The organism is Agrobacterium sp. SUL3 (assembly GCF_001263295.1).
Taxonomy (GTDB): domain Bacteria; phylum Pseudomonadota; class Alphaproteobacteria; order Rhizobiales; family Rhizobiaceae; genus Agrobacterium; species Agrobacterium tomkonis.
Window position 1 is genome coordinate 431,539 of sequence record NZ_KQ414499.1, and the last position, 22,198, is coordinate 453,736.

General features: G+C 59.8%; 22 protein-coding genes. 6 read left to right on the forward strand and 16 right to left on the reverse strand.

The annotated features are described in order from the left end of the window. Nucleotides 1–137: 137 nt before the first annotated feature. Complete coding sequence (locus tag AKG12_RS05875; RefSeq protein ID WP_046797878.1) at nucleotides 138–482, reverse strand: DMT family transporter; 345 nt, start codon at nucleotides 480–482, stop codon at nucleotides 138–140. Continuing rightward, nucleotides 479–1,063, reverse strand: coding sequence for a TetR/AcrR family transcriptional regulator (locus AKG12_RS05880; RefSeq protein ID WP_052818174.1), 585 nt, complete (start codon nucleotides 1,061–1,063; stop codon nucleotides 479–481). Before AKG12_RS05880 ends, AKG12_RS05875 begins: the two co-directional genes overlap by 4 nt. A gap of 191 nt (nucleotides 1,064–1,254) precedes the next feature. Here AKG12_RS05880 and AKG12_RS05885 point away from each other — a divergent pair, with 191 nt between their 5' ends. After that, nucleotides 1,255–2,556, forward strand: a complete 1,302-nt coding sequence (locus AKG12_RS05885; RefSeq protein ID WP_052818176.1) for a D-alanyl-D-alanine carboxypeptidase — start codon at nucleotides 1,255–1,257, stop codon at nucleotides 2,554–2,556. A gap of 3 nt (nucleotides 2,557–2,559) precedes the next feature. On the opposite strand, the gene AKG12_RS05890 is transcribed toward AKG12_RS05885, so the two are convergent. The 9 genes from AKG12_RS05890 to AKG12_RS05930 all read right to left on the reverse strand — a co-directional run bounded on the left by AKG12_RS05890 (nucleotide 2,560) and on the right by AKG12_RS05930 (nucleotide 8,525). Then, the gene (locus AKG12_RS05890; RefSeq protein WP_052818178.1) at nucleotides 2,560–3,303 is read right to left on the reverse strand and encodes a metallophosphoesterase family protein; all 744 of its coding nucleotides are present in this window, start codon (nucleotides 3,301–3,303) and stop codon (nucleotides 2,560–2,562) included. A 5-nt stretch (nucleotides 3,304–3,308) separates the two neighbouring features. Continuing rightward, entirely contained in the window at nucleotides 3,309–3,665 is a 357-nt protein-coding gene (gene uraH / locus AKG12_RS05895) for a hydroxyisourate hydrolase (RefSeq protein ID WP_052818179.1), read from the reverse strand. Next, nucleotides 3,662–4,162 carry an ureidoglycolate lyase gene (locus AKG12_RS05900; protein WP_052818180.1) on the reverse strand — a complete coding sequence of 167 codons (501 nt, stop codon included), beginning with the start codon at nucleotides 4,160–4,162 and terminating at the stop codon, nucleotides 3,662–3,664. Before AKG12_RS05900 ends, uraH begins: the two co-directional genes overlap by 4 nt. A gap of 3 nt (nucleotides 4,163–4,165) precedes the next feature. Beyond that, on the reverse strand, nucleotides 4,166–4,528 hold the full coding sequence (locus AKG12_RS05905) for a HepT-like ribonuclease domain-containing protein (RefSeq protein WP_052818181.1): 363 nt from the start codon (nucleotides 4,526–4,528) through the stop codon (nucleotides 4,166–4,168). Then, nucleotides 4,525–4,818, reverse strand: coding sequence for a nucleotidyltransferase family protein (locus AKG12_RS05910; protein WP_003509513.1), 294 nt, complete (start codon nucleotides 4,816–4,818; stop codon nucleotides 4,525–4,527). Before AKG12_RS05910 ends, AKG12_RS05905 begins: the two co-directional genes overlap by 4 nt. A gap of 53 nt (nucleotides 4,819–4,871) precedes the next feature. After that, complete coding sequence (gene uraD, locus AKG12_RS05915; RefSeq protein WP_052818182.1) at nucleotides 4,872–5,369, reverse strand: 2-oxo-4-hydroxy-4-carboxy-5-ureidoimidazoline decarboxylase; 498 nt, start codon at nucleotides 5,367–5,369, stop codon at nucleotides 4,872–4,874. Then, complete coding sequence (gene puuE / locus AKG12_RS05920) at nucleotides 5,369–6,292, reverse strand: allantoinase PuuE (protein WP_052818183.1); 924 nt, start codon at nucleotides 6,290–6,292, stop codon at nucleotides 5,369–5,371. Before puuE ends, uraD begins: the two co-directional genes overlap by 1 nt. 205 nt (nucleotides 6,293–6,497) lie before the next feature. Next, nucleotides 6,498–7,205, reverse strand: coding sequence for a DUF1045 domain-containing protein (locus tag AKG12_RS05925; protein WP_046797869.1), 708 nt, complete (start codon nucleotides 7,203–7,205; stop codon nucleotides 6,498–6,500). 96 nt (nucleotides 7,206–7,301) lie between these two features. After that, nucleotides 7,302–8,525 carry an NAD(P)/FAD-dependent oxidoreductase gene (locus AKG12_RS05930; RefSeq protein ID WP_052818184.1) on the reverse strand — a complete coding sequence of 408 codons (1,224 nt, stop codon included), beginning with the start codon at nucleotides 8,523–8,525 and terminating at the stop codon, nucleotides 7,302–7,304. Between AKG12_RS05930 and mnmC2 the strand changes: the two genes are divergently transcribed. Beyond that, entirely contained in the window at nucleotides 8,524–9,279 is a 756-nt protein-coding gene (gene mnmC2 / locus AKG12_RS05935; protein WP_052818185.1) for a tRNA (5-methylaminomethyl-2-thiouridine)(34)-methyltransferase MnmC2, read from the forward strand. The genes AKG12_RS05930 and mnmC2 overlap by 2 nt on opposite strands. A gap of 33 nt (nucleotides 9,280–9,312) precedes the next feature. Here the strand turns inward: mnmC2 and AKG12_RS05940 are convergent, their stop codons facing one another. After that, nucleotides 9,313–13,011, reverse strand: coding sequence for a response regulator (locus tag AKG12_RS05940; protein ID WP_052818186.1), 3,699 nt, complete (start codon nucleotides 13,009–13,011; stop codon nucleotides 9,313–9,315). Nucleotides 13,012–13,487: 476 nt separating this feature from the next. Between AKG12_RS05940 and AKG12_RS05945 the strand changes: the two genes are divergently transcribed. Further along, the gene (locus AKG12_RS05945) at nucleotides 13,488–14,963 is read left to right on the forward strand and encodes a DEAD/DEAH box helicase (RefSeq protein ID WP_046797866.1); all 1,476 of its coding nucleotides are present in this window, start codon (nucleotides 13,488–13,490) and stop codon (nucleotides 14,961–14,963) included. Nucleotides 14,964–15,221: 258 nt separating this feature from the next. On the opposite strand, the gene AKG12_RS05950 is transcribed toward AKG12_RS05945, so the two are convergent. The 4 genes from AKG12_RS05950 to AKG12_RS05965 all read right to left on the reverse strand — a co-directional run bounded on the left by AKG12_RS05950 (nucleotide 15,222) and on the right by AKG12_RS05965 (nucleotide 18,521). Then, a complete protein-coding gene (locus AKG12_RS05950) occupies nucleotides 15,222–16,130 on the reverse strand; it encodes a DMT family transporter (RefSeq protein WP_046797865.1) in 909 nt (302 codons plus the stop codon). Nucleotides 16,131–16,297: 167 nt separating this feature from the next. Then, a complete protein-coding gene (locus tag AKG12_RS05955) occupies nucleotides 16,298–16,687 on the reverse strand; it encodes a DoxX family protein (protein WP_046798401.1) in 390 nt (129 codons plus the stop codon). A gap of 241 nt (nucleotides 16,688–16,928) precedes the next feature. Beyond that, nucleotides 16,929–17,546, reverse strand: a complete 618-nt coding sequence (locus AKG12_RS05960; protein ID WP_046797864.1) for a L,D-transpeptidase — start codon at nucleotides 17,544–17,546, stop codon at nucleotides 16,929–16,931. A 78-nt stretch (nucleotides 17,547–17,624) separates the two neighbouring features. Next, nucleotides 17,625–18,521: a DMT family transporter gene (locus AKG12_RS05965; RefSeq protein WP_052818187.1), complete on the reverse strand. Its 897-nt coding sequence runs from the start codon at nucleotides 18,519–18,521 to the stop codon at nucleotides 17,625–17,627. 477 nt (nucleotides 18,522–18,998) lie between these two features. On the opposite strand from AKG12_RS05965, the gene AKG12_RS05970 reads away from it, so the two are divergent. The 3 genes from AKG12_RS05970 to AKG12_RS05980 are packed head-to-tail and all read left to right on the forward strand — an operon-like array spanning nucleotide 18,999 to nucleotide 22,196. After that, complete coding sequence (locus AKG12_RS05970; RefSeq protein WP_046797862.1) at nucleotides 18,999–20,408, forward strand: circularly permuted type 2 ATP-grasp protein; 1,410 nt, start codon at nucleotides 18,999–19,001, stop codon at nucleotides 20,406–20,408. Nucleotides 20,409–20,411: 3 nt separating this feature from the next. Further along, nucleotides 20,412–21,353: an alpha-E domain-containing protein gene (locus tag AKG12_RS05975; RefSeq protein ID WP_046797861.1), complete on the forward strand. Its 942-nt coding sequence runs from the start codon at nucleotides 20,412–20,414 to the stop codon at nucleotides 21,351–21,353. A gap of 21 nt (nucleotides 21,354–21,374) precedes the next feature. After that, entirely contained in the window at nucleotides 21,375–22,196 is an 822-nt protein-coding gene (locus AKG12_RS05980; RefSeq protein WP_046797860.1) for a transglutaminase family protein, read from the forward strand. Nucleotides 22,197–22,198 lie beyond the last annotated feature (2 nt).

Genomic DNA, 22,198 nt, shown 5'->3' on the forward strand with positions numbered 1-22,198 from the left:
CTGCCTACCTCATCCCTGTGCCTGTCACAGGGATCCAGCCAGCCCAAGTCCTTGGGCTGAAAGGAGTCTTCCCGTCGCACAGACGCGCGCCGGCTGGATTCCTGTGACAGGCACAGGAATGAGGTGGAGAAGCCCTATCAATGCCCCACCGTCTTCGAAAACACATTCACAATCACCACCCCCGTCACGATAAACCCGAGACCGATGACGGCGGCGAGATCCAGCGTCTGGCGAAACACGAAATATCCAATGCCGGAAATCAGCACGATGCCGAGCCCGCTCCAGATCGCATAGGCCACACCGACCGGCATGGCGCGCAATGTGAACGACAGCAGATAAAAGGCCGCACCGTAAAATAGTGCCATCAGCACCGTCGGTAGCAACCTCGTGAACTGTTGCGACTGCTGCAGGAAAGACGTCGCGATAACCTCGCAGACAATAGCCGCGACAAGCGCCCCATAGGTAAAAAGTGCCGCGTTCATCGTTCCAATTCCTTTTTCGTCTGGGCGATCATCCGGGCCTTGAGAGCCGCCCTGTCGCCACCTGCCCTGCTATCATCAGCCAGAAGATCGGCAAACCAGATGCCATCAGCCGCGAGCCGCACCATCTCCAGTACCACCCCGTCATCCGTATCCTTATGACGGGCAAGACGCCCCTCGACCCAACTGGTCCACATGCGCCGAAGCGACGGTTCACCGACCATGGAAACCGAGATCGCCGCCCATTGCCTGCCCGAATCTCGGTCACGATCATCGAAAACCGCGTTCGCATAGGCCCGCGTGAAGCATCCGTAAGCTTCACAATCCTGTGAGATGAGTGCGTCGATTTCCGCGTCCAGCGCCGAAAGAAGGTCCGCCATCACCGCCTCAAGCAGGGCCTGCTTGGAGGCGAAATGATGGAACAATCCACCTTTCGTCACCCCCGCCGCATCGGCCACGGCCTGTATCGAAAGTGCCGCAACGCCCTGATCGGCAGCAAGTTTCGCCGCGCAGTCAAGCAGGCTGCGACGCACGATCTCGGGCTGTTTCTTTCTTTCGTGAGCATTTGTCATGTCGCAAAACATACCGGATGGTAGGTTTCTTTTCAAGAAAATTGTGAGGGCAGCGTATGGGTTGAAATTCATACTTAATTAAGCATGAAAGCGATCTCTAAAGTTTTAGCGGTTTTGTTGCCGGAAAGTGTCAGTAAAACTTGAAATCAACAGCGGCGGTCAAACAAAAGGGGCGGATTATGTCGGGAACGGTCAAACGGGGAATGGCGGGAACATGGGTCTTCGCGCTCGCCTTCTTTTGCGCGATCCTCTCATTACAGGCATCGCCCGCGCAGGCCGGCTACGCCCATTTCATCATGGATGCCAATACCGGCAAGGTTCTGGCGTCCCGCAATGCCGATGTGCTGAACCACCCCGCGTCGCTCACCAAGATGATGACGCTCTACATGACCTTCGAGGCGCTGCATGCCGGCCGGATTCGCTGGGACCAGAAGATAAAGATGTCCAAGAATGGTGCAGCCGTCATCCCCTCGAAGCTTTATGTGCGCCAGGGCCAGACCTTCACCGTGCGCGAAGCCGTTTATGGCATGATCGTCAAATCCGCCAATGACATGGCGGAAGGCATGGGCGATCACCTCGGTGGCTCCGAAGCAAGGTTTGCCGAGATGATGACCCGCAAGGCCCGCCAGCTCGGCATGTCGAAAACGGTGTTTCGCAATGCTTCCGGCCTGCCCAGCAAATCGCAGGTGACGACGGCGCGTGACATGGCGAAGCTCGGCCTTGCGCTGCAGCGCGACTTCCCCAAGGAATATGACCTCTTTGCCATGGAATCCTTCAGCTTCCGGGGAAAACGCATCCGCGGCCACAACAATCTGATGTATCGCTATCGGGGCATGGATGGCATCAAGACCGGTTACACCAATGCCTCCGGCTTCAACCTCGTCAGCGCCATCAACCACAATGGCCGCCGCGTCGTCGGCGTCGTGCTGGGTGGCAAGACCGCACGCAGCCGCGATGCCCAGATGGCCGCCCTTCTCGACAAGGCCGTGCCGCAGGCATCGAGAAGCCGCAACACCGAACAGCTCGTCGCCAGCGCCAATGTCAGCCGCACCTTCGATGTGCCGCCCGCAACCGCGCGCCCCGCTGCCGTACCGCCCGCCTCCGTGCCATTACCGATGTTCGCCGAGCGCCGCGCCGATCCGGTCGCCATGCAGATCGCCACGGCCAACAACCAGATGGCCGATATGATGCAGGTTTCGGCCATTCCGCGGCCGGCTCCCGCGGCAGCCTCCGCCGGCCAGTCCACGGGCCAGAGAAGCCGCTGGGAAGTGCAGATCGCCGCAGCCGACAGCGAAGCCGCCGCCCGCTCGCTGCTCGCCAATGCCCGCTCCAACATCGGAAGCTATGCCGGGATCGCCCCCTATACCGAAGCGGTGCAAAGCGGCTCGGCAACCCTCTACCGCGCCCGCTTCACCGGCTTCGAAGACCAGTCTTCGGCGGTTTCCGCCTGCAAGGAATTGAAGGCGCAGTCTTACGCCTGCGTGGTGATGAACAGCGAGGGGTAAGTTTTACCGCTTGAGCCAGCCGCTCGCCAGCGCATCGGCCAGATAAGGAATGCCGTTGACCCGTGCCATCTCGGCCATGGCCAGATTGTCATAGCGGATATTCCGGAAATAGACCTGCCAGCCACGCCCGGTTTCTTCCAGCACGGCATAGCTGGCAAGCGGATGACCGGCCTCGACGTGGTGGTCGAAAGGCGTATCGTCCTTCCAGCCGGGGCAGCCGACGCTGCCGGGATTGACGATCAGCCGGCCATCGGAAAGCTGCACCGCGCGGGGAATATGGGTATGGCCACACAGCATCAGCGGCTGGGTGATCCCTTCCGCCCTTGCCTCGATTTCAGCCAGCGGCCGCAGTTTCAGCACACCTTCCGGTGAAAGCGTTTCCAGCCAATAGTCGAGATCGTCAAGCGGCGAGCCGTGGCAGCAATAGGCGACGTCCTTGAATACCATGCTGAAGGGCAAAGTCTGAAGCCAGTCCAGATGCGCAGCGGTCATCTGCGCATGGGCCGGCCTTTCCCAGCTCCCCATATCCTCCGGTGCCCGCTCGATAAGTTCCCGGTCGTGATTGCCGCGAATGCTGGGTATCCAGTTGCCCACCAGCACATCACCGGTAAAACCCGCCTCAAGCGGCCCGCTGAAACAATCACCGAGATTGACGATCTCCTTGATCCCAAGCCTGGCGATATCCTCCAGCACGGCTTCAAGCGCAGCGCAGTTTCCGTGAATATCGGCGATGGCGGCAAAGATCATGGCAATCAGCTTCCTCGATAGGTGGAATAGCTATAGGGCGAAAGCAGAAGCGGCACATGGTAATGGCCGCTCTCATCGGCAATGCCGAAACGGATCGGGATAATGTCGAGAAAGGCCGGTTCCGGCAGCGCCAAGCCCTTGCCGCGCAGATATTCGCCGGCATGGAAAACCAGCTCATATTCGCCCGCCTTGAAACTCTCTCCGACTAGCAGCGGCCCGCCATCCACCCGGCCGTCACTATTGGTCTTCACCGTCTTCAGCTTCTCGCGGCGATCGCCGGAGAGCCGGTAAAGCTCGATTGTCAACCCTTGCGCCGGCGTACCATGGGCGGCATCGAGAACATGGGTGGTCAGACCGGTCATGGCTTAGGCTCCGCGATCATGAAGGGCTCATCGAAAAAATACTCTTCCAGATTGTTACCCGGCCCTTCGCGGTCAGCAACCAGAAAATCCGAAACCGCCTGCAACGGCATCAGCGGATAATGCCAGACATTGCGGCGGTAATTCACGCCCTGATCGCCACGCGCCAGAAACACCTGCGGCCGCGCCGGCCGGCCTCCGTCATCTTCCGCAACGACGACGAGGAAAGGCCTGCCGGAAAGCGGCGAAAAACTCTGGCTGCCGAGCGGATGCCGCTCCATCATCTCGATTTCATGCGGAAAGACACGCGGCTGCCCACGGAAAATATTGAGGATGATACGCGCACCCTCGCCCGCCGCCTCAGGTGCGGCAAGCGCATGGTGCCTCTCGGTCTGGCCGCCATTGATGTGGCGCATGGAAGAAGGCGTAGCTTCGATCACATCACCGAAGGATGCGAATGCTTGCTTGGTAAGGGGTTTTATGTCGAGAAAATCAGTCAAATGTCATTCACCTTGGGCATGCCAGTTATGCAGAAGAGAGAGTTTGTCCAGAAGATCAGATATAGCCGTCTGGGTCGTATCCCAGACCGTTTCCAGATTGATGCTCATATAGCCGTGCGCGATCCTGTTTCGCATTCCGCGCATCTTGACCCAGGGAATATCGGGAAAATCCGCCACGAAAGCAGGGAACTCCTCCATTATCCGCGCCGTCGTTTCGCCGATAATCAGAAGGTTCATCGCGACCGCCCGTTGGCGGACGAGATCAGCCAAAAATTCATCCTTTGTTTTCAGTCGAACGAAGTCGATGATTTCCGAAGCAACCTGCCTGATATCCTGAAGATAAACGTGCAGCCGCTCGACCCTCATACAGGCTTCGCTTCCTGCAGAACCTTCACACGAACGCGCTCGGGAAAGTCCCCAGGCGTCAACAGATGAATTTCCGTCCCGCGCATGATGGCCGATAGCTCTTCCAACAGGCCGCCCAGATCAAACAAGGTGGCCCCCGGCAGCGCATCCACCAGAATATCCAGATCGCTGTCCGGCCGGTCCTCGCCGCGCGCAACGGAGCCGAACACGCGCGGGTTTGCCGCGTTGAAGCGTTTCGTCGCTTCGCGGATCGCTTCCCTGTTCTTTTCCAGCACCTCGGACGGTCTCATGATCTCAATCTCCAGACGGCGCGATTCTAGCAGAACGGTCACCGCTCGCCAATTCAACCCTCCGGCAGCATCGCGGAAAGGCGAAGCCAGGCGATCTTCTCCACCTGCGCCGTCGCGGTCGCGAACTCTTGCGCCGCATCATTGCCAATGCGGGTTTCGAAGGCGGAAAGAATATCGTGCCTGTTCAACCCCTTGACCGCGATGATGAAGGGAAAGCCGAATTTTTGGGTATAGGCGCTGTTCAGCTCAGTGAAACGGGCGTGCTCTTCCGGGGTAAGCCGGTCCAGCCCCGCCCCCGCCTGTTCGTTGCGGCTATCGGCCGTCAGTTCGCCCGCAATCGCCAGCTTGCCGGCAAGATCGGGATGCGCCCGCAACACGCCAAGCCTTTCGGCCTCGGAAGCGGCACGGAACTGCGCGGTGAGTGCGGCATGAACCGCCTTCGCCGTCAAATCACCCTCGACCGCACCGGCATCATAGGCACGTTCGGCGATGAAGGGCGAATGCTCGAACACGCCACCGAACCGGGCGACAAATTCCTGCCGCGCCGACATCACGGAGCCACCGGCTTGTGATGTTCATGCCAGTGCCGGGCGATCTCGATCCGCTGCGGGATCCAAACCTTGTCATGGCTGAGCACATATTCGATGAAACGGCGAAGTGCCGCCGCGCGGCCGGGCCGGCCGACAAGACGGCAATGCAGGCCGACGCTCATCATCTTCGGCGCGCCTTCAGCGCCTTCCTGATAAAGCACGTCGAACGCGTCTTTCAGATAGGTGAAGAACTGGTCGCCGGAATTGAAGCCCTGCGGCGTGGCAAAACGCATATCGTTGGTGTCAAGCGTATAGGGAATGATCAGGAAAGGCTCATCCTTCGCACCCTTCACCCAGTAGGGCAGATCATCGGCATAGGAGTCCGACGAATAGAGAAAACCGCCCTCTTCCATGACGAGGCGCAGCGTATTGTCCGAAGGCTTGCCCTGATACATGCCGTAGGGCCGCTCGCCGGTTACCTCCTTATGCAGGCGCACTGCTTCGGTTATGTGCTTGCGCTCTTCCTCTTCGGAGAAATCCTTATATTCCAGCCAGCGATAACCATGGCTGGCAATTTCCCAGCCCGCTTCCTTCATGGCCGCAACGGCTTCCGGATTGCGGGCCATGGCGGCGGTCACGCCATAAACGGTGGTGGTGACGCCAAGACCTGTGAACATGCGCCACAGCCGCCAGAAGCCGGCGCGCGAACCATATTCGTAGATCGATTCCATATTCAGGTTGCGCTGGCCGGGCCAGGGCTGGGCGCCAACGATTTCCGACAGCAGCGATTCTGACGCCTTATCATTATCGAGAATGCAGCTTTCGCCGCCCTCCTCGTAATTGATGACGAATTGCACGGCGATGCGCGCGCCGCCCGGCCATTTCGGATCGGGAACATGACGGCCATAGCCCACCAGATTGCGGGAGTAATTGTCGGAAATCATTCAGCCACCCAAGACATCTCTCCCCAGGCGAAAACCGATTTAGGGAGACATAAACAAATCTCCAAAGCGCGCCGACCCCGGAATGGGTAACCGGCGCAAACTTCGGATATGCGATGCCGAACGGTATCATCCGCATCCGGAATGTCGAGATCAATTTTGCCGACATTCCGATGCTTTTTTGTATACGATTATGGGCAGCCGTTTCTCAGGCAATCTTGCGGGCGGACACGCGGCCCATGGGATGCAGCGAATGCACCCGGAAGGGCGCACCCGGTTCATCCTCGATGAAGAGAGCAAGGCTGGAAAATTGCAGTTCCCGGGTCAGCAACGGCTCGAAAACCTTGCGCACGGCACGCTCGATTCTCTGGCTGCTGGCAGGCTCAACACCGCCCGTCAGCGACATCTGGAACCGGAACTCATCCATCACATGCGGGCTGCCCCAGCGATGCAGGTTGGTGAGCTGCGAGGCCGAAAGCCGGTCCGGATCCGCCCGCTCGATTTCCGCCTCGGAAAGCGGCGCGCGGTAACGGTCGAATTCCTGTACCACGCGGGCGGCGAAAAAATGCAGCACTTCGCAGGGGCGCTCGGGGACGAGGCTGAAGACATTTCCATGCCTTGCCACCACGAGTTGTGGAAGCGTGAAAGGATCCTGCTTGCCGGAGAAATACATCAGGTCGCGCAAAAGCGCGGCCTCGGAATGGCCCTCGGCAAGCCGGAAAGGCGCCTTGATCGTGCCATGGAAACCGTAACGGCGTGGCAGCGCCGTGTGGTATGAAATCTCCTGCATGCCGAGATCGATCATGCCCGGCGGCTCCACCGCCTGACCGGAATAGGCATCGCGCCCCAACCACGCGGCGGCTGCCTGCGTCAGGGGGTCATTGGGGGTAGGCGTGAAATGAATGGCGTATCGCATGCGCTGTCACCTCGCCGCAAAAGCGGCCAAACCGGCCTCGTTGCAGGCCAGCAAATAGGTGATTTGCATGACAGATTAACGACGTGGACGGCCTGATCAGCACTTTCCAAAGTCCGTGACGGCAATATTCACGTGTTGTTGAAGGCGAAACCCGACGGGCAGGTCAGGTGTCTCCCCGCACACGGTTTGCAACGCCGCATCGGCAAGAAAATGGGCAAGACCGAAGCTGACCTTGAAACCACCCGAAAGCGCAACAAGCTTCGGACAACCGGCAACCGACCCCACCATCGGGTCTCTCCCGACCGCCTTTGGCCGCAGGCCGGCCCACCGCTCGAGAACTGATGCGTGGGCAAGCGATGGCACCACCGCACACGCCTCGGCAAGCAGCTTTTCCAGCTTTTCGTCGGTGCTGAAAGGCGCAGAAAAACAATCTTCGCTGGTACTGCCGATGGCGACGGTGCCATCCTCATGCGGCACGATATAAAGACCGTTCAGGAAGACGACCGGCATGGCCGGGTCAACCGTCGCATCAAGAAGCGCTGCCTGCCCCTTCACCGCCTGCCCGAGCGCAACGCCGGTCTCCAGGCCGAGCGCATCGCGGATCAGGGGGAAAGAGCCATGCCCGTTGGCGACAATGGCATGGCCGAAGACAATCTCTTCCCCCGAAGACAGCACTGCCCGCCCGGCCTGCGGGTCGAGTGAGACAACACGGCGCTGCTCCGCCACCCGCACGTGATGCGCCTTGCGGAGAAACGCCGAGAGAAGGGCGATCATCGCGCGCGGCGAAACCCGCGCCGCCAGCGTATCCAGCACAAACCCCGCCTGACCCGCCGCATCATCCACCCATTCAAGAACGGAAGGCCGGTCGCCGACATGCCAGTGGAACCGGCGCTCGCCCGAAACCCAGTTTTCCCCGGCATCCCGCTCGTGCCGCTCCGCGATGCCGCGCAAATGCGGCTTGGGCAGCGGAATGATCCGGCCGCAACGGCGATAACCGGCGGAAAGCCCGGTATCGGCTTCCAGCTCGGCAATTTCCGTTTCCAGCGCCACGAGGGCATCGAACTGGAACTGCTTCTTGTCCGACCAGCGGTCCGGCATATGCGGCATCAAGGCGCCAAGCAGCCCGCCGCTTGCTCCACTGCCAAGCTGCTCCGCCTCGACCAGCAGAGTGTCTATTCCGAGCCGTTCTGCCTTGACGGCGGCCCATAGCCCCATAATGCCGCCACCGACGATGAGGAGCGGTATGGAACCGGGCAATGTTGACACTGCCAATCTTGGAGATTGACCCTGTTCGAAAGCAGGATTATCGGCATTAGCCATGAAAAATTCCAACGACACTATCACAGAGGCTGGCACAGAGACCGGTTCCGCAACCGGAGAAACCCGCACCGCACTCGACTGGCGTGACGGGGATATGCCCTATTCGCTGGCTTTTGACGATCATTTTTATTGCCAGACGGATGGCAGGCTGGAATGCGGCCATGTCTTTCTCTCCGGAAACGGCCTGCCAGAACGTTGGCTTGAACGGGAGGGCGTCTTCCGCATCGGTGAGCTGGGCTTCGGCACCGGCCTTAATCTCTGCGAGACATGGCGCCAATGGAAAGAAGTCCGCAACGGCCGCTCCAGGCTGCATTTCATCTCCTTCGAGCTTTACCCGATGAAGGCGGACGAAATCGACCGGGCGCTTTCCCGCTGGCCGGAGGTAGATACTGAGCGCAAGGCGCTCGTCGCCCTCTGGCCGGAAGAGCCACAAGGCAGGGTCGAAATCGAGCTGGATGGCGAGACGCGCCTGACGGTGGTCTGCGGCGAGGCCCTTGCCGGAATCTCCAACAGCAACGAGAGTTTCGACGCTTGGTTTCTGGATGGCTTCGCGCCGGCGCGTAATCCAGACATGTGGTCGCTGGAAATCATGCAGGCGCTCTTTGCCAAAACGGCGTCGGAGGGCACATTCGCCACCTATGCCGCCGCCGGTTTCGTTCGCCGCAACCTCATCGCCGCCGGTTTTGATCTGGAGCGCCGCAAGGGTTTTGCCGGAAAGCGGGAGATGCTCTGCGGCACCAAACGGCCCGCCTGAGGCAATTCCGAAAACCGTCGCCGCGCCGGATGATCAGACGCCTGGCGCGTCACGGCGGGGCATGGCATCCCCCAGCCATTGCGCGATCTTGTCCTCGAGAATTTCAGGACTGATCGGTTTCGACAGATAATCATCCATGCCCGCCTGCAGGCAAAGTTCCCGGTCAGCCTCCTGCGTATGGGCGGTAACACCGATGATCGGCACATGCCGGCCGTCAGCCGCCGCCTGTTCGGCGGCGCGGATGGCGAGCGTGGCCTGATGGCCGTTCATGACCGGCATCGAGACATCCATGAGGATGATGGCGGGATTGTTTTCCTCCCACGCCTGAACCGCCTTCTTGCCGTTGCCGACGATCAGGAAACGCAAACCCGCCTGCTGCAAAATCTGGGTGAAGACAATCTGGTTGACGTCATTGTCCTCGGCCACCAGCACGTCGATCAGGCTCGGCCTGCGGCGTTCGGGAACAGCCGGGGCCGCTGGCAGAATACGCTGTTTCTTTTCAGCCAGACGCCTTTCCGGGCGCACGGCTCCGCCGCTTGGCTCCAGCGCCAGCGGCTGCAAGCGGGCACGCTTCAGCCGCACATCCCGCACCACATCGAACAGGGTGGAGCGCAAAAGCCGCGCCCGTGCCGGTTTCATCAGATGCGCCTGCACGTTGAGATCGGTAAACAGCGTCTCGTCGCCCACCACATCCATGGAGGTCAGGAACACGATGGCAATCTCATCGAAACGTTGGTCCGCACGAATACGCTCGACCACATCCAGCCCGTTCATGACAGGCATATGATAATCGAGAATGACGGCATCGATGGCAAAGCCGAGCGACACGGCCTCCTGCAGCACGGCGATGCCGGACGGGCCGTCCTCCACCGCATGGCCATCAATGCCCCATGTCTTCAGCTGCTCGGTCAATATACGGCGATTGACGTCATTGTCGTCGATGACCAGCACCCGGATATCGTCGATCGCCACGGACATAAGCGGAACGTCGCGCCGCCTTTCGGTGACCTGAAACGGAATATTGACCTCGAAGGTCGATCCCTTGCCGACCTCGCTCACGACATTGATCGAACCGTCGAAGAGACCGACAAGGCCAACCGTGATCGCCAGTCCAAGCCCTGTTCCCTCGTGCCGGCGCGTCGCCGAACCATCCACCTGGATGAACTTGTCGAAGATGGTCTCGAGCTTGTCGCGCGGAATGCCCATGCCGCTGTCTTCGACGCGCAGCGAGAGCATGGTTTCGGACGCCTCAGCCGACTGCGCAGCAAGCTCGATCAGCACATGCCCCGTTTCGGTGAATTTAACGGCATTGCCGACGAGATTGGTGACGATCTGACGGAACCGCCCGGCATCGCCCATGACCTTGCCGAAAACCGACGGGTCGATCCGGACAACCAGTTCTATGTCCTTTTCCAGCGCCGCCGAGGAGAGGAGCGAAACCACATCCTCCACCGCTTCGGCCGGATCGAAAGGCACGCTGCGCAGCTTCATCTGCCCGGCCTCGATCTTGGAAAAATCGAGAATGTCGTTGATGATCGTCAGAAGGGCATTGCCTGACTTGACGATGATATCGGTAAAGGTCTTCTGGCGCGTATCCAGATTGGATTTAGCCAGAAGCTCCGCCATGCCGAGCACGCCGTTCATCGGCGTGCGGATTTCATGGCTCATATTGGCCAGGAATTCCGATTTGGCGCGATCCGCCGCTTCCGCCCGCGAAAGCAGCCGCTGCAACTCTTCCTCGCGCAGCTTCATCTCGGTCACATCAGTGACGATGACGAGCCAATAATTGCCGGAACTATTGGTGGCTTCCAGATTGAGCCAGGTTTTGCCGGCCACATGGATGAGCCAGGAAAACGGCTGGTTGGCGGCGATATTGTCTTTCCAGGCGGCGAGCGTCGCCGCCGCCTCCTCGGCGGTGCCGAAATCTCCGCGCTTGGCACAATGGGCAAAGAAGCCCGACCAGTTGCGGCCTTTTTCCAGGAGATGCGGCGGCACGTCGAACATCCGCGCCATCGCTTCGTTGGACATGATGATCGTGCCCTGCTCGACCAGCACCAGGCCCTGCGCCATGGCGCGCGTGGCGCCCTGCATATATTCGCCGACGCGCTCCAGCTCGGCCTTGGCCTTCATGATCTCTGCATCGCGCATGCGCACATCGGTCACGTCGGCGTAAGTGCTGAGGATTTTCCCGCCATCGAGGCGGGTTTTCGAGATGACGGTGACCTTGCCGCTTTTGCTGCGCACTTCGCGGGGGGCAGAGGCCTCCTTGCTGAGAAGCCGCTCCGTTCGCTGGCTATAAAGATCGTCGAAGGACATGTCGCCGTAGTCGTAAAGGCCGCTTTCGAAATTCAGCTCCATGAAGTCGCGATAGCTTTTGCCGACCAGCGACTTCTCGCCGCCAATTTCGCCCCAAACCTCGTAAAAGAACGGATTGACATATTCGATGACGAGATCGGCATTGATGAGCAGCACCCCCACCGGCAGGGCGTGAAGAATCGCCTCCAGCTGGCGGTGCAGCGCCTCTGCCCTGGCCTGTGCCGCAATCAGCGCATTTTCACGGTCCTGCAACAGGCTGACATCGGTGACCGAGCCGACCAGATAATATTCGTCGTCAGGCGTCGCCACCCGGCCGAGGCGGGTGATGACGGGAACGGAGCCGCCATCCGGCAGCGGCAGGGTTTCCGCCTTCTCAATCGCCTCGCCGGTTTCAAGCAGCCGCTCGTTTTCAAGGCGGGACTGCTCGCCCGTCGCCGGAAACATCTCGTTTTCGGTCTTGCCGATGAAATGGGCGAGATCGCCTCCGACGAATTTTTCATAGGCCGCATTGGCAAAAGTCAGCCGCCTGTCGTGATCGCGCAGGAACACCGCCACCGGCAATTGCTCAAGCGCGGCGCGCAGCAGCCAGGTCTCGCGGATCTGCGTGCTGAGCAGGGTCTCATGCGCCTTGAACTCGGTCACGTCGATGCGCAGACCGACCAGCATGCCGTTTTCCAGCCGCTTGTTGACCATGCGCACCCAGCGGCCATCGGCAAACTGCTCCACCCTTTCCAGATAGGGCAGGGAAAAATCCCGCAGCTGCTCCTGCTTCCAGCTTTCAAAAGCCGGATCGTCCACTTTCGCGCGGCTGTAACCGCTCGAAAAATAGACCGCTTCCATCAGCGCTTCTAGCCGCATGCCCGGCTTCAGCGCAACACCGAAGGCACTGTAGAATTCCACGAAGCGGGCGTTGCAATAAATCAGCCGGTTTTCATCGTCATAGATAACGATACCGGCGTCGATGAGATCGATCACACCGCTGCCGAACAGCAATTCGGAGGCGTTATTGCCGCTGGAAAAGCCCTCAATGGCAACCGCCGGCATTTCCTCGAATGCCTCGAACAGGAAGAGATTGCCGTCATCGCCGATAAAACGTTCGCAACGAAGCGTATGTGGCCCGAAAGACGCCGCACCATGACAGGCGATAAGCTCATCCGTGGCGAAGACCAGCGAGCGGCGCTCCCTGTCTTCCCGCTCGGCATCGCGAATATCGGCGGAGAGGGAAAGGCTCGTTTGCCCCTGAAACGCTGCGGGTGGACGCCCCATGATCCGGCCATAGGCGGCGTTGACCATGAGATAGCGCAGCTCGCTGTCCTTGATGCACGCGGGCAAGTCCAGGGCGGCGACGGCCCTGTAAGCTTTTTCCAGCAACCCGCTGCCTTCGGTCAATCGATACTCCACACCGTGCAGTTCCATTTCTGTCGAATCAAATATTTCCGGATATCGTCGTAAAAACGTTATGTGATAAAATCGCCGTTTGCTATGTACCGAGCGGCACCGCTACCCTTTTTTAACCATAATTATTCGCCCCGACGCGCCATTCCAGCCATAACCGCCCGACCTTGCGCATGGCTGCCATGCGTCGCCAGACAGCGGCATTATAAAACTATCGCTTGACTTTAACGCGCAAAACGCCCACATGCCGGTCAAGCTTTCACCTTCGGCAGCCGCGTGAGCTGCAGCGTATGTCCAGAACGACTTGTTCCAAGAGAAATCTGGCCCGCATGAAGGAAAAGCGCAACGAATACAGAAGACGGCATTTGCCGCACTGATGCGCAGAAAGTTATTCCAACCCACAAGTTCCCAATTCACGCGGGGTTCTTGACGCCGAAACCACCGGACAGCAGCCCTGCTCCGGATGAGTTTGTTTTGGCGCCCCGAAAGGCAATATATTGACCAGTTTTAGCGAACTCGGCCTCTCCGAAAAGATCGTGGCCAGCGTTACCCAGCTTGGCTACACAACCCCTACCCCCATTCAGGCAAAAGCCATTCCGCTGCTGCTCGAAGGCCGTGACCTCATCGGCCTCGCACAGACCGGCACCGGCAAGACCGCAGCCTTCGGCCTGCCGATCATCGAAATGCTGATGAAGCAGGCTGACCGTCCGGCAAACCGCACCACCCGCACGCTGATCCTTGCACCGACCCGCGAACTGGTGAACCAGATCGGCGAAAACCTGCGCTCCTTCGTGAAGAAGACGCCGCTGCGCATCAACCAGGTTGTCGGCGGCGCGTCGATCAACAAGCAGCAGCTGCAGCTCGAAAAAGGCACCGACATCCTCGTCGCCACGCCCGGCCGCCTGCTGGACCTGATCGCCCGCAACGCCATCTCGCTCTCCAAGGTCACCTATCTGGTGCTTGATGAAGCTGACCAGATGCTCGATCTCGGTTTCATCCATGATCTGCGCAAGATTTCCCGCATGGTTCCGCCCAAGCGGCAGACGCTGCTCTTCTCGGCCACCATGCCGAAGGCGATTTCCGAGCTTGCCAGCAACTTCCTGACCGACCCGATCAAGGTCGAGGTCACGCCTCCGGGCAAGGCTGCCGACAAGGTCGAGCAGTACGTGCATTTCGTCGCCGGCAAGAACGACAAGACCGATCTCCTGAAGAAGTCGCTGAACGAGAACCCGGACGGCCGCTCGATCGTTTTCCTGCGCACCAAGCACGGCGCGGAAAAGCTGTACAAGCATCTGGAACATATCGGCTTCAAGGTCGCCTCCATTCACGGCAACAAGAGCCAGGGCCAGCGCGAGCGGGCACTGAAGGGCTTCAAGGATGGTGACATCAAGGTTCTGGTCGCAACCGACGTCGCCGCCCGCGGCATCGACATTCCGGCCGTAACGCACGTCTTCAACTATGACCTGCCGGAAGTGCCTGATGCCTATGTTCACCGCATCGGCCGTACCGCCCGCGCCGGCCGCGACGGCATCGCCATCGCTTTCTGCGCGCCGGACGAAACCCGCCTGCTGCACGACATCGAAAAGCTGATGAAGATCGATATCCCGGTCGCGTCAGGTGAACGTCCGGCCGGCCTTGCCAGCCCGACGCGCCCCAACAACAACCGTGGCGGCCGCAACAACAATAATGGTGGCCAGCAGCGCGGCCCGCGTGAAGGTGGACGTCACAACGGCGAATCCCGCCCGTCCCGCAACCACGCGCCGCGCGATGCGGACAATGATCTGGAAGTCACCTCCGACTTCAAGCGCGTGAAGCAGGCCGAAGGCGATGCAGGTCGTCCGGCCGGCCCGCGCAAGCACCGCCGTCCGGCCCGCAAGCCCGGCGGCAGCGGCGCCAACCGCCACGCACCTGCTGGCGGCAACGGCCAGGAAAAGCGCGCTTCCGGCAACGGCAATCGCGGCCGCAACCGTTAAGTTGCTTCGCGTGGATTGAGGACGCTTACGGCCCATTTCTTCTCCCCGCCGGGGAGAAGGTGGCCCAAAGGGTCGGATGAGGGGGTAAGCCCTCCGAAATCCGGCAGAGGCGCGCCCTCATCCCGCTGCCGCGACCTTCTCCCCCTCGGGGAGAAGAAACAAGCGGCACCCGCTCGGTCTATTATGCGGTTGTCCTCTTCCGAGACGCCTTCAGATCACACCCCGCAAGCCACCGGCCTGCGGGGTTTTTCTTTGCCGTCACCCACGCTGCACAACCGGCCGGCGCCGGGATGGCAAGGTCATGGCCAGCACGCCGGCGATCACACAGACAAGACCGACCCACATGGCAGGTGTCGGCACCTCTCCCAGAAATGCCATGCCGATCGCCACGCCGACCGGAACCCGGAGATAAGCCTGGGAGGTGGTGCCGACCGAACCGAGCGTCTGCATCAGCCGGAAATAGATCATGAAGGCGAGCGCGGTTGAAAAAACGCTCAGGCACACAAGCGAAGTGAGCGAAGCGGCCGAAGGCGACAATGTCCACGGCCGGTCAACGATCAGGCTGACGGGCAGCAGCAGGACGGCCCCGCAGATAAGCGAGCCAGCCGCCGGCATGATCGGATCGAGCCCCTTGAAGTTCTTGCCGAATATCGCCGCACAGGCATAAGAAAACGCCGCTGTCAGCACGGCAAGCTGGCTCCATATCGCCTCGCCCGCACCACTCAGCGCCTCCATGCCGATGATGAGGCACACACCCGTCATGCCGGCAGTGGTGCCGAACAGCTTGCGCCCGCTGACCGCCTCGTGCCTGATAACCAGCGCGGTGAGAAGAAAGGTAAAGATCGGCGTTGTTGCATTGAGAATGACCGCAAGACCGGCATCGATGCTCTGCTCCGCCCAGGCGATCAGCGTGAAAGGCAACACGCTGTTGATACAGGCCTGAATGAAGAACAGTCGCCAGGTCGCCAAATCCTTCGGCAATCGCAGCCCGCGCAGCCGGATCACGACCAGAAGAAGCAGACCGGCGATCAGGGTTCGCCATGCGATGAAGGTGATGGGCGGTATCGTCTCCACGCCGATCTTGATGAACGTATAAGAAGCCGCCCACAGCGTGGACAGGAGCGCGAGCAGCAGCAATTCACGGGCAATGGGACTTTGAGTGTTCACGGATCGACTTTCCAACTGCGTTCAGGATGAACCCTTCGTAGCCCGGAAACAAGCATCGGTGCTTCGGCCGTGGCCGAAGTTTCCCCCCCTTTTTATCACACGAAGCCCCGCACGGCATGACCATGCGGGGCTTCGGCAAAAGGATCCATGATGATCGGTCGGGCAGATCAGGCCCGGCGCTCATCCACCGAGAAAGCTCCCGGACCGGCAAAGACGAAATAAAGGAATACGAAGCAGAACAGGATAGCCGCATCGCCGCCGTTCAAGGCCGGGAAAAAGCTGCTTGGCGCATGCGCCATGAAATAGGCGACGGCCATCTGGCCGGAAAGGATGAAGGCGACCGGTCGCGTGAACAGGCCGATCAGCACGAGAATGCCGCCGACGAGTTCCAGAAGCGCCGCCACCAGCATCAGGGTCGGCAGCGAGCCTTCCATCTGCGATGCTGGAAAGCCGAACAGCTTCTGCGTTCCGTGTTCGATGAAAAGCAGCGCTGCGATGATGCGCAGTGCCGCCAGAGCATAAGGCCGATAGCGAGAAAGATTATCGAAAGTTGCCATGTTCATGTGTCCCCGTTGAAGTGGTGCCGCGCTCGATACAGTGCATTTTCTCCTTTATGGATACACGTCTCGAACACCGGAAATCACGTTTCCGATATTGCAGAACTCCCTTAAATACGGAAAGGGAGGCATTCTACACATGGTTGATTTTCCAGCATAAAATTGGTCATCTTCTGAAAAAATCAACTCAAGGGTACAGGCATTTTTCGACGAGGCAAAGGCGGAAAAATCCGCCTCTCCATCACGCCTGCAGCACAACCACCTTGGAGCCGACAGGCACGCGGCTGTAAAGATCGATGATATCGTGGTTGAGCATGCGGATGCAACCGCTCGACATGGCGTGGCCGATGGATTGCGGCTGGTTGGTGCCGTGCAGGCGGAACATGGTATCGTTGCCGCCGCGATAGAGATAAAGCGCGCGTGCGCCGAGCGGATTGTTCGGGCCGCCCGCCATGCCACCGGCAAACTTCAGGTTACGTGGATCGCGACGCATCATGTTTGCGGTCGGCGTCCAGGAAGGCCACTCGGATTTGCGGCCGATATAGGCGTCGCCCTTCAGCGCAAGACCCTGCCGGCCGACACCGACGCCGTAACGCATGGCGCGACCATCGCCCATGACGTAATAGAGCCGCCGTGCCGGCGTATCCACCACCACCGTGCCAGTCGGATGGCTGGTGTCGTAGGTGACCTCCTGCCGGCGAAGTTCCGGCTTGACCTTGTCGAGATGCATGGCGGGAAGCGGGAATTTCTCTTCCGGCTTCGCCGCATAATTAAGCCTTTGCTGGCCGATGCCGGTATTCGCGCAGCCCGCCAGAAACAGTGGCAATCCGAACAGAACCCCACGACGTGAAATAGACATGTAACCCCCGCCAAATCATGTGATTAACGAGAGGTATAATTTTATGGTTAACAAACCCCTAATATGAGGTTGCAGCAATTAACCCGCCGCAACCGACGCGGCAGGCCGGCGGTTGGCGAGATAGACCCCCGTGACCGCCAGAACCGTGCCGGCAATCATGGCTGGCGTCAGCGTTTCCCCGAAAAGCAGCGTAGCTTCCACGGCGGCAAGCGGCGGCACGAGATAGATCAGCGAGGCCGCGCGCGAGACCTGCCCGCGCCTGATCAGATACAGAAGCAGCGCCACCGCGCCGATGGAAATCGCCCCCACCGACCAGCCAAGCGTGGCAGCCAGCCCGAGGCTCCAGTCCACATGCCCGTCTTCCAGCAAAAGCGCAAAGGGAACGGTGACCAGCAGCGCGCCGACATATTGCAGCGTCGCCACCGCCATGATGTTTCCGCCATGGACATATTTCTTCTGGTAAAGCGTACCATAGGTCACCGACACCATGCCCAGCACATTCACCGCCACGGCATAAAGCGGCACGGACATGCCCAGTGCACCTGTGGCCATAACCTTCGGCAGCACGGCAATGGCAATGCCGGCAAAACCGAGCAGCAACCCGGCACGCTGTATGGGTGAGATTCTCTCGCCAATCATGAAACGGGCGGCCACCGCCGTCATCAGCGGCTGCAGGCCGGCAATAATGCCGCCAATCGCCGCCGGCACGCCCTGCCCGATGGCCCACCAGATCATGCCGAGATAAATGCCGTGCAGGAACACGCCGGACAGGATCGCCCGCAGGACATCAGCCCGCTTCTTCGGCCAGGAAATGGCGGACAACCGGCAGATCGCCCACAATATCAGGCCAGCCAGCAGATACCGCAGACAGAGGAAGGTCAACGGCCCGGTATAATAGACCGCATATTTGGCAGTGACCCAGCCGGTCGACCAGAGAAACACGAAAATGGCCGGAGCCAGGCGGTCAAGCGACATGGGAACATCCCCTGTGCGGCATGATCCCGCCTCTCGGACATTGCCGGGGACGCAAGGTCATGCAGCGAATTGATATTTCGGCCAAGGCACACCGGCGAAAGAGCAGGCCGGCCTGTCATCTGGCCTGCGGCGGCACCCGGACCCTTTGCCAAGGCGGTATCGCCATCCCCGCCAAAGGTCAAAGGCGTTTTCGTGATCACATCTTTCAGTTTTTCTGATGCGGCATCCGCGATCCATCAACCGAAAACGAACGAACAAATTTTGTGCATTCGCCCACAGCGCGCACAGCACCATCATGCCCTTCCGCCCTGCCGCGCCGCGCAACCATTTTGACGATGCCGCATTTATAGGCTGAAACCGAAAAAACGCTTCTTTTTTAAAACTCTAGGGCGACAAAAAATCTTCATGAGGAGGTCCGCATAGTTCTTGCATTGCATTTGGCCTTGTATTCATATGGTAAAAAAGGGGACATCGAAGTTGGCATTTGACGAAATGATAAATGCGGACAACACTCCGCGAAGCCCATATGAAAACTATAACGAGTGGTACAGCCGACAGGACAGGTCGCACCTGATCCAGAAATCAAAAGACGCGGAAAACATCTTTCGAAAAACCGGCATTACTTTCGCAGTCTACGGCCATGCCGACAGTTCAGAAAAACTGATCCCCTTCGATATCATCCCGCGCATCATCTCCGGACGTGAGTGGCGCAAACTGGCCCAGGGCATCGAACAGCGTGTTCTCGCCCTCAATGCTTTCCTCGACGATATCTACCACAAGCAGGAAATCATCCGCGCCGGCCGCATCCCCCGCGAAATCATCGAGAAAAACGAAGCCTTCCTGCCGGAAATGATCGGCTTCACCCCACCCGGCGGCGTCTATACCCACATTGTCGGCACTGACATCGTCCGCACCGGTGAAGACCAGTTTTATGTTCTGGAAGACAATGCCCGCACGCCCTCCGGTGTCAGCTACATGCTGGAAAACCGCGAGACGATGATGCAGATGTTCCCGGAACTTTTCCACGAAAACCGCGTGCGACGGGTGGAAGATTATCCCTATCTGCTACGGCAATCGCTCGCCTCGCTCGCACCGCCCGGCTGCACTGGCAAGCCGCGTGTAGCGGTGCTCACTCCCGGCATCTATAATTCCGCCTATTACGAACACTCTTTCCTTGCCGACATGATGGGCGTGGAACTGGTGGAAGGCTCCGACCTGCGTGTCATGGACGGCAAGGTCAAGATGCGCACCACCCGCGGTTATGAAGCGATCGATGTGCTTTATCGCCGCGTCGATGACGACTACCTCGATCCGCTGACCTTCCGGCCGGATTCGGCACTCGGCGTACCCGGCATCATGGATGTCTACCGCGCCGGCAACATCACCATCGCCAATGCGCCCGGCACGGGCATTTCCGATGACAAGGCCGTCTATTCCTACATGCCTGAGATCGTCGAATTTTATACCGGCCGCAAGCCGCTCCTGGAAAACGTGCCGACATGGCGCTGTTCGGAGCCGGACAGCCTGAAATACGTGCTCGACAATCTTGCCGAACTGGTCGTCAAGGAGGTCCACGGTTCGGGGGGGTACGGCATGCTGGTCGGCCCCACGGCAACGAAAAAGGAACGGGCGCTATTTGCCGAAAAGCTGAGAGCCCGCCCCTCCAATTACATAGCGCAGCCGACGCTGTCGCTTTCCACCGTGCCGATCATGGTGAAGAACGGCATCGCGCCGCGCCATGTCGATCTGCGCCCCTATGTGCTGGTGTCGGACAAGGTGAAGATCATTCCCGGCGGCCTGACCCGCGTCGCGCTCAAGCAGGGCTCGCTGGTGGTCAATTCCAGCCAGGGCGGCGGCACCAAGGATACATGGGTACTGGAGGACTAAGCCATGCTGGGCAGAACGGCAAACGGGCTCTACTGGATGTTCCGGTACATCGAGCGCGCTGAAAACATCGCCCGGCTTATCGATGCGGGCCTACGCGTTTCACTGACGCGCTCAGGCAGCGGCGATGAGGACTGGGACGGCGTCTTGCAAAGCGCCGGCGTGCACGAGGCCTTTCTCGAAACGCACGACAAGGTAACGACGGCGGATGCGATCGATTATCTCCTGCGGGATAAAGCCAACCCTTCCAGCGTCCTCTCCTGCATCGAGGCGGGCCGCAACAATGCCCGCATGGTGCGCACCGCGCTGACGCGCGAGACCTGGGAAGCGACCAACGAATTCTGGATCGAGCTCAAGACCAGCCTCGAGCGCAGGGTAAAGCCGGCGGACATGCCGCAGACCATTGACGGCATAAAACACCGCGCCGGTCTGGTGCGCGGCGCTTTCCATGGATCTATGCTGCGCAACGATCTCTACAATTTCTCCCGCATCGGCACCTTCATCGAACGCGCAGACAACACCGCCCGCATTCTCGATGTCAAATATTACGTGCTGCTACCGGCTGTGGCGCATGTTGGCTCCTCGCTCGACAATGCACAATGGGAATCCATTCTGCGCTCGGTCTCGGCGCACCGTTCCTATGGCTGGGTCTATGATGCGGAATACAAGCCGGCCAATATTGCTGACTTCCTCATTCTCAATGGTCGCATGCCGCGTTCGCTCGCCTATTGTTACGAGAAGATCGCCAGCAACCTCAATTATATAGCAGAAGACTACGGCGAAAGGCACAAGGCGCATGAGACGGCCGAGAGCATTCGCGACAGCCTGCGCAAGACGACGATCAACCGCGTCATGGATGAAGGTCTGCACGAGTTTCTGGAGAGATTTATCAACCGGAACGGGCAGCTGGGACAGGAAATCATGGAAGGCTACCGCTTTTATCAATAAGCGCGTGGACGGGAACAGCTTATGCGTCTGAAAATCACCCATACGACGGAATATGTCTATGACGAGCCGATGCCCTATGCGTTGCAGCGGCTGCGCCTGACACCGCAGACCGGCCCATGCCAGACGGTGGAGAACTGGGACGTCTCGGTCGATGGCGCCACCGTCGAAGTGACCTATGACGACCATTTCGGCAACCGGGTTGCGCTGGTGGAAACGGAGGGGCCGCAACGCAAGGTCAAGGTTGTGGCAAGCGGTCTCGTCACCACCGAAGACAAAGCCGGCGTGTTCGGGCACCATGTCGGCAATGCGCCGCTCTGGCTCTTCCAGCGCGAGACGCCGCGCACCAAGCCGGGAAAGCTGGTGCGTGAACTGGTAAAAGTCAGCACGGGCGATACCGAACTCTCACGCCTGCACGACCTCATGGAGAATATTCACCGCAAGGTGGACTATGTTCCGGGTTCGACCGACATTGAAACCACGGCGGAAGCGGCGCTGGAAGCCGGCAAGGGCGTCTGCCAGGACCATGCCCATATCCTGATTTCCGCCGCCCGGCTGATGGGCCTGCCGGCCCGTTATGTTTCCGGTTATCTGATGATGGAAGAGGTGGAGGAACAGACAGCCACCCACGCCTGGGCCGAGGTGCATCTTCAGGGGCTTGGCTGGGTCGGCTTCGACGCCGCCAACAATATCTGCCCCGATGACCGTTATGTCCGCATCGCGTCGGGCCTGTGCTACCGCGACTGCGCGCCGATATCAGGCATGCGCATCGGCCCCGCCGGTGAGACGCTGAATGTGACTGTCACCGTGCAGCAGTCGCAGAGCCAGAGCCAGTCGCAAAGCTGAGA

What these genes read in the sequence shown, in the direction of transcription:
- AKG12_RS05960 (WP_046797864.1), bottom strand. Translation starts at nt 17,546, where the DNA reads ATGTCTATTTCACGTCGTGGGGTTCTGTTCGGATTGCCACTGTTTCTG.
- AKG12_RS05930 (WP_052818184.1), bottom strand. Translation starts at nt 8,525, where the DNA reads ATGGCTAATGCCGATAATCCTGCTTTCGAACAGGGTCAATCTCCAAGA.
- AKG12_RS05940 (WP_052818186.1), bottom strand. Translation starts at nt 13,011, where the DNA reads ATGGAACTGCACGGTGTGGAGTATCGATTGACCGAAGGCAGCGGGTTG.
- AKG12_RS05880 (WP_052818174.1), bottom strand. Translation starts at nt 1,063, where the DNA reads ATGTTTTGCGACATGACAAATGCTCACGAAAGAAAGAAACAGCCCGAG.
- AKG12_RS05890 (WP_052818178.1), bottom strand. Translation starts at nt 3,303, where the DNA reads ATGATCTTTGCCGCCATCGCCGATATTCACGGAAACTGCGCTGCGCTT.
- AKG12_RS05925 (WP_046797869.1), bottom strand. Translation starts at nt 7,205, where the DNA reads ATGCGATACGCCATTCATTTCACGCCTACCCCCAATGACCCCCTGACG.
- uraD (WP_052818182.1), bottom strand. Translation starts at nt 5,369, where the DNA reads ATGTCGGCGCGGCAGGAATTTGTCGCCCGGTTCGGTGGCGTGTTCGAG.
- AKG12_RS05875 (WP_046797878.1), bottom strand. Translation starts at nt 482, where the DNA reads ATGAACGCGGCACTTTTTACCTATGGGGCGCTTGTCGCGGCTATTGTC.
- AKG12_RS05965 (WP_052818187.1), bottom strand. Translation starts at nt 18,521, where the DNA reads ATGTCGCTTGACCGCCTGGCTCCGGCCATTTTCGTGTTTCTCTGGTCG.
- AKG12_RS05905 (WP_052818181.1), bottom strand. Translation starts at nt 4,528, where the DNA reads ATGAGGGTCGAGCGGCTGCACGTTTATCTTCAGGATATCAGGCAGGTT.
- uraH (WP_052818179.1), bottom strand. Translation starts at nt 3,665, where the DNA reads ATGACCGGTCTGACCACCCATGTTCTCGATGCCGCCCATGGTACGCCG.
- AKG12_RS05910 (WP_003509513.1), bottom strand. Translation starts at nt 4,818, where the DNA reads ATGAGACCGTCCGAGGTGCTGGAAAAGAACAGGGAAGCGATCCGCGAA.
- AKG12_RS05955 (WP_046798401.1), bottom strand. Translation starts at nt 16,687, where the DNA reads ATGGCAACTTTCGATAATCTTTCTCGCTATCGGCCTTATGCTCTGGCG.
- AKG12_RS05980 (WP_046797860.1), top strand. Translation starts at nt 21,375, where the DNA reads ATGCGTCTGAAAATCACCCATACGACGGAATATGTCTATGACGAGCCG.
- AKG12_RS05975 (WP_046797861.1), top strand. Translation starts at nt 20,412, where the DNA reads ATGCTGGGCAGAACGGCAAACGGGCTCTACTGGATGTTCCGGTACATC.
- mnmC2 (WP_052818185.1), top strand. Translation starts at nt 8,524, where the DNA reads ATGAAAAATTCCAACGACACTATCACAGAGGCTGGCACAGAGACCGGT.
- AKG12_RS05885 (WP_052818176.1), top strand. Translation starts at nt 1,255, where the DNA reads ATGGCGGGAACATGGGTCTTCGCGCTCGCCTTCTTTTGCGCGATCCTC.
- puuE (WP_052818183.1), bottom strand. Translation starts at nt 6,292, where the DNA reads ATGATTTCCGACAATTACTCCCGCAATCTGGTGGGCTATGGCCGTCAT.